Source organism: Streptomyces sp. NPDC059142, assembly GCF_042755665.1.
GTDB lineage: Bacteria > Actinomycetota > Actinomycetes > Streptomycetales > Streptomycetaceae > Streptomyces.
The window spans coordinates 99596-110526 of sequence record NZ_JBHZDA010000013.1 but is presented as its reverse complement, the minus strand read 5'-3'; the positions used below and the strand labels follow the sequence as shown (position 1 = coordinate 110526).

The window sequence follows — 10931 nt, the reverse complement described above, 5'->3', positions numbered from 1 at the left end:
GGTGACAGCGCCCCGCCCGGCCCCACCCCCCCGCCCGCGGGCCCCCCCCCCCCCCCCCCACCACCGCGCGGGCGGCGGCGCGCCCCGCCGGGCCCGCCCCGCCGCGCTCCCGTCGTCGCGTGGTGCGGCGGGCCGTCGTCAGTCGTCGTCTCCGTGGTCGTCGCTGTCCACCGACACCGCGGCGGTCTTCGCGTTGACGTTCAGCTCGTGCGTACGGCCGTCCTTGCCGCGCACATCGACCTCCCAGCGGCCGCCCCGGTCGTCGTCCAGTTCGGCGGAGGTCACCGTTCCGGGTACGGAGGCGAGAGCGGCGGCGATCGCCCGGCGCGCGTCGACCGTGGCGGCGCGCAGGGCCGCGCGGTCCTCGGCGGCGTCGTCGTCACCGTCGTCGTCCCGGTCCACCCTGACCGACCCACTGGCCGCGTCCACCTTCAGCTCCACCCAGCGGTTGTCCGTGCCGAGCAGATCGATCTCCCAGCGCTCGGCGCCGGCGGGGCTGTCGTCGTCCCGCTCCACGGAGGACACCTTCCCCGGGTGCGAGGCGAGTGCCACCGCGACGGCCTGGGACGCCGAGAGCCCTGTCCGGGGCGTGCCCGGGGTGGTGGAGGACGGGGTCGGGGTGACCGTCTTCGGCGGGGCGGGGGCGACCGTGGAGTCGTCACCCGCGCCGTCGTCCCGGCCGTCCCGGTCGCCGCCGTTGTCGTCCGGCGCCCCGGACGAGGAGGCGGTCGGCGTCGCGGTGACCACCGGCACCACCGGCGCCGCGTCCTTGCTCTCCTTCCCGTGGTCGCTGCTGAGAGCGACCGCGGCCGTGTAGGTGCCGCCGCCGATCAGGGCCGCCGCGGTGATCGCTGCGATGACGAAGTTGCGCTTCATGGGGTGGGCCTCCCGAGTCGGTCCGTGTCGAACGCCTTCAATCTGCCGTACCGAAGCTGAAGCCAGCCTGAAGTCGGCTGAAGTGATCTTCAGGTTCCGTTTGCGAAGCTGTGCGCATGCGCCTGTTGATCGTGGAGGACGAGAAGCGGCTCGCGGTGTCGCTCGCCAAGGGTCTGACCGCCGAGGGGTTCGCCGTCGATGTCGTCCACGACGGCCTCGAAGGACTGCACCGCGCGGGCGAGGGGGTGTACGACCTGGTCGTCCTCGACATCATGCTGCCCGGCATGAACGGCTACCGGGTCTGCGCCGCCCTGCGCGCCGCCGGCCATGACGTACCGATCCTGATGCTCACCGCGAAGGACGGCGAGTACGACGAGGCGGAGGGGCTGGACACCGGCGCCGACGACTATCTGACCAAACCGTTCTCTTACGTCGTCCTCGTCGCCCGGGTCAAGGCCCTGCTGCGCCGCCGCGGTTCGGCCGGCGCCTCGCCCGTCCTGCGCATCGGCGGGCTCACCGTCGACACCGCGGCCCGGCGCGTCTTCCGCGACGGTACGGAAGTGGCGCTCACCGCCAAGGAGTTCGCCGTACTGGAGCAGTTGGCGGTACGGGCCGGTCAGGTCGTCGGCAAGCCGGAGATCCTGGAGCACGTCTGGGACTTCGCCTACGAGGGCGACCCCAACATCATCGAGGTCTATGTCAGCGCGCTGCGCCGCAAGATCGGCGCCGCGTCCATCCAGACGGTGCGCGGCGCCGGTTACCGGCTGGTCGCGCTGTGAGCGGGCGCTTCTCGTCCGTACGGGCCAAGGCGTCGCTCGGCGCGACGGCCGTCGTGGCGGTCGCGCTGGTCGCCGCCGGGATCGCGGTCCTGCTCTCGCTGCGCGTGAACCTCACCGGGCAGGCGGACCGCGAGGCGGACCGGGCGGCCCGCGAGGTCGCGCTGGAGATCGCCGCGCAGGCCCCCGACCGGACCCCGTACGCGAAGCTGGAACTGCCGGACGCCGAGGACCATCCGGTGCAGGTGACCGACGAGGACGGACGGCTGCTCGCCCTCAGCGAGGGCCTGGAGCGGATCAGCGGCTCCGGGGTGGCCACGGTCGGCGCGGCGCGGGACGCGGTCGCGCGGTCGGCGGGCACCGCCCGTACGGGGGCCGGTGACGATGACGACGACAGCGATGACGACAGCGACGACGACAGGGGCAAGGACGGCCGCGGGAGGGGCGGGGACGACGACCCGGCGGTCGGGGAGATCGACGACACCACCGAGTACGGCGACGGGAGCGCCACGGTCGACGGCCACGCGGGCGCGTACCGGTTCGCGACCGTCGAGGCCACCGACCGCACCGGCAGGACGGTCGTCGTCCACGCGGGGGCGAGCCTCGCGGACCGGCAGAGCGCGGTCAGCACGACGGCCGTGGCGATGCTGCTGGGCCTGCCGGTCCTGCTGCTGATCGTCGGGGGAGTGACCTGGCTGGTGACCCGGCGCGCGCTGCGGCCGGTGGAGGGCATCCGGAGCGAGATGGCCGCCATCACCGCCTCCGAGGACCTGTCCCGGCGGGTGCCCGAGCCCGCCACGCACGACGAGGTGGCCCGGCTGGCCCGGACGACCAACGAGACCCTGACCGCGCTGGAGGCGGCCGTCGAGCGCCAGCGCCGCTTCGTCGCGGACGCCTCGCACGAACTGCGCAGCCCCATCGCCTCGTTGCGCACCCAGCTCGAAGTGGGCCATGCCCATCCGGGGCTGCTGGACGTGCCGGGCGCGGTCGCGGACACCGTACGGCTCCAGCAGCTCGCCGGGGACCTGCTGATGCTGGCGCGGCTGGACGCGGGGGAGCGTCCGGGGCGGACCAGGACCGATCTGGGCGCGCTGGTCCGCGAGGAGGTCTCGCAGCGGGCGACGGACCGCATCCCGGTCGCGGTGCGCGCCCGGGAGGGGTTCGACGTGCTCGGCTCGCGCGGCCAGCTCGCGCGGGTGCTCGGCAACCTCCTCGACAACGCGCAGCGGCACGCGGCCGGTTCGGTCGAGGCGTCGGTGCGCCGGGTGGGCGCGTGGGTGGTGCTCGCGGTCGCCGACGACGGGGCCGGGGTGCCGGAGGCGGAGCGCGAGCGGATCTTCGAGCGGTTCGTACGGCTCGACGACGCCCGCAGCCGTGACGACGGCGGGGCCGGTCTCGGACTGGCCATCGCGCGCGATGTGGCGGAGCGCCACGGCGGCACCCTCACGGTCGGCGGGGCGCCGTCCGGCGGCGCCCTGTTCGAACTGCGGCTCCCGGCGGTGACCGGCCCCGACGAGGCCGACACCGGGTCCTGACGAGAGGCCCTAGACGAGTGTCGTACGAGGCGTGCGGGCGCCGCCGCTCCTGTGTCAGGCCTTGCCGCGCCGGCCGCGGAGCTGTTCGGCGACCGGGGTCAGCGACGCCCGCAGCTCCGCCAGCGCCTCGGGCGAGAGCAGATCGATGAAGTGCCGCCGCACGGACTCGACATGGTGCGGGGCGACCCGCTGCATCGTCTCCATGCCCTGGTCGGTCAGGACCGCGAAGAGACCGCGCCGGTCGGACTCGCAGTTCTCCCTGCGCACCAGGCCCGCGGTCTCCATCCGGGTGATCTGGTGCGAGAGCCGGCTCTTGGACTGGAGCGTCATGGCGGCGAGATCGCTCATCCGCATACGCCGCTCCGCCGACTCCGAGAGATTGACCAGGATCTCGTAGTCGTTCATGGTCAGCCCGAACGGCTGGAGGTCCTTCTCCAACTGGTGCGTCAGCAGCTTGCTGACATCCAGGTGGGTGCGCCACGCGCACTGCTCCGCATCGCTCAGCCAGCGGGTGGCCGTCTCGGTCTCCATGTAATCGATTCTACCTAAGAAGTTGAATTCTGGACGAAGTGTGAGCGGTGGTACGTGTGACCCCTGGCACGCGGACGCGCCAGGGGAAAGGCGCACGCGTTCGACGTCACACTCCGCAGACTACCGCTCACAGCCCGAAGCGGCGCTGGAGATCACCAAGTCCTCCCTGTCCGGAGGAGGGCGCCCCGCCGCCGGGTACCCCCGCCTCGGGGGGCGCGGCGCCCGTCGGCTGCTCGGCCATCAGCATCTCCGTCGACTGGAGCAGCACCGTACCGGCGCCGACGAACTCGAATTGGTGCTCCTCGCCCGAGACGCCCCCGATCCCCGTCAGCGACCGGAGCCCGCCGAGCACACCGGACATATAGCCATGATCGTAGTGGTGGCAGGGCGACGGGCAGTCCGCCCAGCCGACCAGCGCCTGCGGGTCCACCCGCAGCGGCGGCTCCATGAAGACCACGGGCCCGTTGGACGCCGCGACGAACTTTCCCGTCCCGATCAGGGTCAGGAAGCCCGGCACGATCGACTGCTTCAGCGCCAGTGACGGTTCGTACGCCAGCAGATTCCCCGAGCGGATCGTCAGATTGCCGTCCTCCAGGTCGAAGGAGTTGACGTCGAAGGCCCGGTCGGCGAGGAGCATCTTGCCGCTGCCCTCCGCGACCACCCAGTCCGCCGCGTGCAGCGGCGAGTGGAAGCTGCTGCGCACCAGCGACTCGAAGCGGCCGTGACCGATCCCGTCGAAGTTGATCTGCCCGTAGTAGGCGATCATCTTGCCCTTCTGGAGGAACCACCGGCTCCCCTTCAACTCCACACAGAAGGTGTACGCGTTGACGTTGTCGTCGCTCGGCAGCGTCACCGGATCGTGGATCACCGGCGCGCTCATGACTCCTCCGCTCACAGCTTCTCCTCCGACGCCTGGACGTACACCGCACCGCTGCCGCTCAGCTCCAACTGGAACGCCTCGCCCGAGCCGCGTCCCACCATGTCGCGCCAGCCGAGCGCCGTGGAGAGCTTGTTCCGTACGTCGCCGTGGTGGGCGACGTACGCCTGCGGGTCCACATGGATGTCCCGTCCCGGGGAGATCGGCACCTCGATCACCCCGCCGTGCGCCATCACCGCGACCGCGCCGTGGCCCTTGAGCGTCGTCGTGAACAGCCCCTGGCCGGTCACCTGGCCGCGCACCATGCCCATCACACCGCCCTGCGAGCCCATGAACATCGTGCCCTGCTGGAGGGTGCCGTCGAAGGCGAGCAGCCGGTCCGCCTCCACGTAGAGGGTGTCGCCCGCCAGATTGATCACCTGGATGTGGTGGCCGCCGTGCCCGAACATGACCGTGCCGCTGCCCTCGACGGTCATCAGCGGGGTCGCCTCGTTCGCCACCCGCCGGCCGATCATCGACATCAGCCCGCCCTGGCCGCCCTGGATGTTCGGGGTGAAGCTGACCTCGCCCCGGTAGGCGAGCATCGCGCCGCGCTGGCTGAAGAGCTTCTGGCCGGGGGCCACCGTCGCCTCGACCATCTTCGCGTTGATCTCGCGGAACGGCATCAGACATCGCCCCCGATCGTGTTCCGCTCGCTCGGCTGCACATAGACCAGACCGTCGCCCTCGAAACGGATCTGGAAGGACTCGCCCGACCCCTCGCCCATGATCGTTCTGAAGTTCACCCCGGACTGGAACTTCTGCTGGAGGTTGCCCTGATGCGCGATGTACGCGCCCGGGTCGACGAACAGCGGGTACTGCGGCGCCACCCGGAGGACCACCGCCTCGCCGTCCGACATGAGCGCCGCCTGCCCCGTGCCCTCGACCGTGGTCGTGAACAAGCCATTTCCGGTCGCGCCGCCCCGCAGCCCGGTGAAGGCCGTGCCCGTCCGGAGCCCGGCGTCCGTGCAGAGCAGATTGCTCGCCTCGACATAGAGCTTGTCGCCGTGCAGCGAGACGAGATTGATCTCGCTCGCCCGGTCGGCGAAGTAACACGTCCCCTGGCCTTTCACCTCCATCACGGTCATCTGCTCGCCGGTGAGGCGGCGCGTCACCATCCCGCGCAGTCCGTCACCGCCGCCGGTCATCTTCTTGAAGGTCATCCGCCCGTCGTACGCGACCATCGAGCCGTTCTTCGCTTTGACGGCGTCGCCGGTCAGGTCGACGGCCAGCACCTTGCTGCCTTGCAGTCGGAACTGAGCCACGTCCCGACGGTATCCGGCGCCGCCGACAGGGAACAGGGGCCACGACCCCGACACGTCCCGGAACGTCCCCGGACCCCCGACCCTGATAACGGTCGGGTCAAGTGGAGCTGTCACAATGAGAGGGCGCTTGTGCACGCTTTCACAAGATCGTGTGCGTGAAGCCGCCTGTCGCCCTGCCCTCACGTTGCCCCCGATGACGAAGGTGCCTGCCCCGTGGACATCAAGACCGCCTCCTCCCTCCATCGCCTCCGCCTGGTCTCCGCCCCCGAGGCCGTGTCCTTCCTCCTGCTCCTCGTCTGCTCGGTGCTCAAGCGGACGACGGAGTTCAACGCGGTCCCCGTGATGGGCGCCGTCCACGGTCTGCTCTTCGTCCTGTACGTGCTCTTCTGGCTGGACGCCTGGAACCGCACCAAGTGGTCCTTCGGCACCGCCGCCCTCTACTTCGTCCTCTCCGTCCTGCCCGCCGGCGGCTTCTTCGCCGAGCGCAAGCTCAAGCGCGCCGCCGACGACGAGGTCATCGCCTCCCGCGCCCGCCGCGAAGGCACGGTGAACGCGTGATCGTCGCCTTCTCCGTCTCGCCCCTCGGCGTCGGGGAGGATGTCGGCGAGTACGTCGCCGACGCCGTCCGCGTCGTCCGCGACTCCGGACTGCCCAACCGCACGGACGCCATGTTCACCTCGATCGAGGGGGAGTGGGACGAGGTGATGGACGTGGTCAAGCGCGCCGTCGCCGCCGTCGAGGCCCGCGCCGGACGCGTCTCGCTCGTCCTCAAGGCCGACATCAGGCCCGGCGTCACCGACGGCCTGACCTCGAAGGTCGAGACGGTGGAACGCCACCTCTCCGCCTGATCCCGGAGCGAACCCCCGGGCGGCCCGGACCTTTCCCGGGTGCGGCCCGCGCCGACTCCGTACGGGCGAACCCTCGAAGGTAAGGCCCCTCGCACGGACCCCTCCAGTCGACACGCCGGTCGATGTCCCCTTTTGTGAGGACATCGACCTCGTGAGAAAGCTGGTGGCACCGTGCGCCCGGAGAGCTTCGAGTACGACTACGACATCCACAGTTGTCTGGCCGGCCCCCTCATGGAGCCGGACCGGACGGCCGCCTACCGGGTGCAGTACCGGAGTCTGCTCTCGCGGGAACCCCGTCGAATACGTGCCGTCGCGCTGATGGCGCTGGCCCCGCTCCTCTCCGCGGTCCTGCTCGTCTACCTGGTCTGGCCCAGCCACCGCACCGAGCGCGAGGGCGGCGACCGCTGGCTCATCGCCTTCGACCACGTGATGCTCGGCTCGATCGGGCTCATCGCCTTCTTCATGCTGGTCAACGTGGTCTCCGTGGCCCATGCCACGATGGTCGCCCAGGACCCGATACCCGTCCGCGCCGAGACGGGCACCCGGGTCGCGTTCCTCACCACGTACGTCCCCGGCAAGGAACCGCTCGCCATGGTGCGGGACACCCTCGAAGGCGCCGTACGCCTGCGCCACGGCGGCCCGCTCGACATCTGGCTGCTCGACGAGGGCGACAGCCCCGCCGCCCGGGCGCTCTGCGCCGAGCTGGGCGTACGCCACTTCACCCGGCTGGGGGTGCCGGAGTGGAACCGTACGCGCGGGGTCCACAAGGCCAGGACCAAGCACGGCAACTACAACGCCTGGCTCGCGATGCACGGCGACGACTACGACTTCTTCGCCTCCGTCGACACCGACCACATACCGCTCCCCAACTTCCTGGAGCGGATGCTCGGTTACTTCCGCGACCCGGACGTCGCCTTCGTCGTCGGCCCCCAGGTGTACGGCAACTACACCTCGCCGGTCACCAAGGCGGCCGAGTCCCAGCAGTTCCTGTTCCACGCGCTGATCCAGCGGGCCGGCAACCGCTACCGCGCGCCCATGTTCGTCGGCACCAACAACGTCGTACGGATCACCGCGCTCAAGCAGGCGGGCGGTCTGTACGACTCGATCACCGAGGACATGGCCACCGGCTTCGAGCTGCACCGCCGCAGGAACCCGCTCACCGGCCGGTTCTGGCGCTCCGTCTACACACCCGACGTACTGGCCGTCGGCGAGGGACCCGCCTCCTGGACGGACTTCTTCACCCAGCAGCTCCGCTGGTCCCGGGGGACGTACGAGACCCTCCTCAAGCAGTACTGGAAGGCGCCCCTGCGGATGCCGCCCGGACGGCTCTTCAGCTACACCATGATGCTCGTCTACTACCCGATGACCGCGGTCAACTGGTTCCTGGGCATCCTGAGCTGCGTCCTGTTCCTCTGGCTCGGCGCCTCCGGCACCCAGGTCTCCTCCTCCGTCCTGCTGATGCTCTACAGCGACGCCGCCGCCCTCCAGATAGGGCTCTACCTCTGGAACCGGCGCCACAACGTCTCACCGCACGAGCCCGAGGGCTCCGGCGGTCTCGCGGGGATGGCGATGTCCGCGCTCTCCGCGCCGGTCTACCTCAAGTCCCTGGGCTCGGCGGTGCTGCGCACCCACGGCCGCTTCGTCGTCACCCCCAAGGGCGGGGAGGCCAGCCCCGACCGGCTGCTGACGTTCCGGTTGCACCTCTTCTGGGCGGCGGTGCTGGTCTGCTCGCTCCTGGCGTCCGTGTTCCTCGGCCACTCCCATGTGGCGATGCGCACCTGGGCCCTCCTGGCGCTGGCGATAGCGCTGGCCCCGGTCGCGGTCTGGGGATGGACGCTCCGGCAGGAACGCGCCGAGCGGAGCGCGGCCCTCGCCCCCGCGTCCCCCGAGCCGAGGCCCGAACGGCGCCCCGAGCCGCGTCCCGCGTTCCCGCCCGAGCCGGCCTTCCCGCCCAAGCCGGTGGCACCGCCCCAGCCCATGGCACCGGACGAGCAGAGAGCGGGCCGCGCGACGCCCGTGTCGTCGACGACCGGAAGGAACTGACAGATGTCCGAGCAGTACCGGCCCCGGCGCCGGCCGTCGAGCAAGCTCAGGAAGACCCTGATGGGCGGGGGAGCGGTGGTGGTGCTCGTCGGCCTCAACGCCCCCGCGGCCGTCTCCTTCGCCCAGGAGAAGTACCACGCGTACAAGATCTCCCAGCCCGGCTACATGCGGCAGTACGGGTCCTGGAGCACCCTCGCCGTGCCGCGCGAATACCGTACGAACGCGATCCACGCGGCCCTGCTCCACACCGGCAAGGTGCTGATCATCGCGGGCTCCGGCAACAACCAGAAGAAGTTCGACAAGGGCTCGTTCGACACGATCCTGTGGAACCCGGCCGACAACTCGTTCAAGAAGATCCACACCCCCGAGGACTTCTTCTGCTCGGGCCACTCCCAGCTCCCCGACGGCCGGCTGCTGGTCGCGGGCGGCACGGCGCGCTACGAGGTGCTCGACGGCAAGATCGACCGTGCGGGCGGCGGGATGCGGGTCAAGAACGAGAACCCCGACAAGGCGCACACCTTCAAGAAGGGGACCCGCTTCCGCTCCCCGTCGGGTGTCGAGTACATCAGCAAGTTCGATGTCACCGTCCCGAAGGCCAAGCGTGAGTTCAAGATCTCCTACGCCTCCAGCGGCCGGATGCTGCCCTGGAAGACCAAGGTCACGGCCGGGGAGGCACGCGTCTTCGTGGAGGCGGCGCGCACGGGCCCGCAGGCGCTGACGACGCAGGCGGCGCAGTACGAGATCCTCGGCCTCAAGGGCAAGGACGCCGACAACCTCTACGGCCTCGCCCAGAAGATCACCACGGAGAAGCAGGACTTCCAGGGGATCAAGGCCGCGTACGAGTTCGACCCCAGGGCCGAGAAGTACATCCCCGTCGACCCGATGAAGGAGGCCCGCTGGTACCCCACGCTCGTCACCCTGGAGGACGGCAAGGTGCTCGCCGTCTCCGGCCTGGACGACGTGGGCGCCGTACTCACCGGGGACAACGAGCTGTACGACCCGACGACCAAGAAGTGGTCGAAGGGCCCCACCCGCTACTTCCCGACGTATCCCGCGCTCTTCCTCACCAAGGGCGGCAAGCTCTTCTACTCCGGCTCCAACGCCGGGTACGGCCCCGCCGACCAGGGGCGCGAGCCGGGGCTGTGGGACGTGAAGACCAACACCTTCACCGGGATCGGCGGGCTCACCGACCTCGACCAGACCGAGACCTCGGCCTCCCTGCTGCTGCCGCCCGTCCAGGACCAGCGGGTGATGCTGCTGGGCGGCGGCGGGGTCGGCGAGTCGTCCAAGGCCACCGCCCGTACGGCCGTCGTCGACCTGAAGGCCGACAACCCGGCCTTCCGCGAGGGCCCGAGGCTGCCGCAGGGCACCCGGTACCTGAGCAGTGTGCTGCTGCCGGACGATTCGGTCTTCACCACCGGCGGCTCCTCGGACTACCGGGGCCGCAGCGCCAGCGACATCCTGAAGGCGCAGTTCTACGACCCGAAGTCCAACACCTTCCGCCGCGCCGCCGACCCGACCGTGGGCCGCAACTACCACTCCGAGGCGCTGCTGCTGCCGGACGGCCGGGTGGTGACGTTCGGCTCCGACCCGCTCTTCGACGACGCGGACAACACCAAACTCGGCACGTTCGAGCAGCGGGTGGAGATCTACACCCCGCCCTACCTCCACGGCGACAAGGCCCAGGAGAAGCGCCCGAAGCTTGGCGCGGGCCCGCGCACGGTCGGCGCGAACGGCCGGGCCACCTTCCGTACGGACCACCCCGGGGCGATCGCCAAGGCGCGGCTGATGCGCCCCAGCGCGGTCACCCACACCACGGACGTCGAGCAGCGCTCGGTCGACCTCACGATGACGAAGGGCAAGGGCTCCCTGACGGTGGAGGTCCCGAAGGACCGCGCCCTGGTGCCGCCCGGCTGGTACATGCTCTTCGTCACCGACGCGGCGGGCCTCCCGTCCGAGGCGAAGTGGATCCAGGTGGAGTAGAGCCACGGAAGGACGGGGCGCGCGGCCCAGGAAGGTCACGGCCCACCAGGGGGGGGGGCGGGGCGGGGGGGCGCCCCCCCCCCCCCCGCCCCCCCCGCCCCCCCCGCCCCGCCCCCCCCCCCCCCCCGCCCCCCGCCGCCCCCCCCCGCCCCCCCCGCG

Annotated in this window: 11 protein-coding genes; 6 read left to right on the top strand and 5 right to left on the bottom strand. The window is 71.0% G+C overall.

Translation table 11 applies throughout. The annotated features are described in order from the left end of the window. Positions 1 to 138: 138 nt before the first annotated feature. Positions 139 to 876: a PepSY domain-containing protein gene (locus ACFXPK_RS07770; RefSeq protein ID WP_385072790.1), complete on the bottom strand. Its 738-nt coding sequence runs from the start codon at positions 874 to 876 to the stop codon at positions 139 to 141. 116 nt (positions 877 to 992) lie between these two features. On the opposite strand from ACFXPK_RS07770, the gene ACFXPK_RS07765 reads away from it, so the two are divergent. Further along, the gene (locus ACFXPK_RS07765) at positions 993 to 1655 is read left to right on the top strand and encodes a response regulator transcription factor (protein ID WP_384993011.1); all 663 of its coding nucleotides are present in this window, start codon (positions 993 to 995) and stop codon (positions 1653 to 1655) included. Further along, positions 1652 to 3187, top strand: a complete 1536-nt coding sequence (locus ACFXPK_RS07760) for an ATP-binding protein (RefSeq protein ID WP_385072787.1) — start codon at positions 1652 to 1654, stop codon at positions 3185 to 3187. The genes ACFXPK_RS07765 and ACFXPK_RS07760 overlap by 4 nt, the downstream gene beginning before the upstream one ends. A gap of 54 nt (positions 3188 to 3241) precedes the next feature. Here the strand turns inward: ACFXPK_RS07760 and ACFXPK_RS07755 are convergent, their stop codons facing one another. The 4 genes from ACFXPK_RS07755 to ACFXPK_RS07740 form a co-directional block, all read right to left on the bottom strand. Next, positions 3242 to 3718: a MarR family winged helix-turn-helix transcriptional regulator gene (locus ACFXPK_RS07755; protein WP_384993006.1), complete on the bottom strand. Its 477-nt coding sequence runs from the start codon at positions 3716 to 3718 to the stop codon at positions 3242 to 3244. A gap of 127 nt (positions 3719 to 3845) precedes the next feature. Beyond that, positions 3846 to 4598, bottom strand: a complete 753-nt coding sequence (locus tag ACFXPK_RS07750) for an AIM24 family protein (RefSeq protein ID WP_384993003.1) — start codon at positions 4596 to 4598, stop codon at positions 3846 to 3848. 11 nt (positions 4599 to 4609) lie between these two features. Continuing rightward, a complete protein-coding gene (locus ACFXPK_RS07745) occupies positions 4610 to 5260 on the bottom strand; it encodes an AIM24 family protein (protein WP_384993000.1) in 651 nt (216 codons plus the stop codon). Further along, the gene (locus ACFXPK_RS07740) at positions 5260 to 5898 is read right to left on the bottom strand and encodes an AIM24 family protein (RefSeq protein WP_384992999.1); all 639 of its coding nucleotides are present in this window, start codon (positions 5896 to 5898) and stop codon (positions 5260 to 5262) included. Before ACFXPK_RS07740 ends, ACFXPK_RS07745 begins: the two co-directional genes overlap by 1 nt. Before the next feature lie 213 nt (positions 5899 to 6111). Here ACFXPK_RS07740 and ACFXPK_RS07735 point away from each other — a divergent pair, with 213 nt between their 5' ends. The 4 genes from ACFXPK_RS07735 to ACFXPK_RS07720 all read left to right on the top strand — a co-directional run bounded on the left by ACFXPK_RS07735 (position 6112) and on the right by ACFXPK_RS07720 (position 10772). Continuing rightward, positions 6112 to 6456, top strand: coding sequence for a DUF3817 domain-containing protein (locus tag ACFXPK_RS07735; protein WP_384992996.1), 345 nt, complete (start codon positions 6112 to 6114; stop codon positions 6454 to 6456). Beyond that, positions 6453 to 6746, top strand: a complete 294-nt coding sequence (locus tag ACFXPK_RS07730; RefSeq protein ID WP_384992994.1) for an MTH1187 family thiamine-binding protein — start codon at positions 6453 to 6455, stop codon at positions 6744 to 6746. Before ACFXPK_RS07735 ends, ACFXPK_RS07730 begins: the two co-directional genes overlap by 4 nt. 231 nt (positions 6747 to 6977) lie before the next feature. Then, positions 6978 to 8789: a glycosyltransferase family 2 protein gene (locus tag ACFXPK_RS07725; protein WP_385072803.1), complete on the top strand. Its 1812-nt coding sequence runs from the start codon at positions 6978 to 6980 to the stop codon at positions 8787 to 8789. A gap of 3 nt (positions 8790 to 8792) precedes the next feature. Further along, the gene (locus tag ACFXPK_RS07720; RefSeq protein WP_385072782.1) at positions 8793 to 10772 is read left to right on the top strand and encodes a galactose oxidase-like domain-containing protein; all 1980 of its coding nucleotides are present in this window, start codon (positions 8793 to 8795) and stop codon (positions 10770 to 10772) included. Positions 10773 to 10931: the final 159 nt, after the last annotated feature.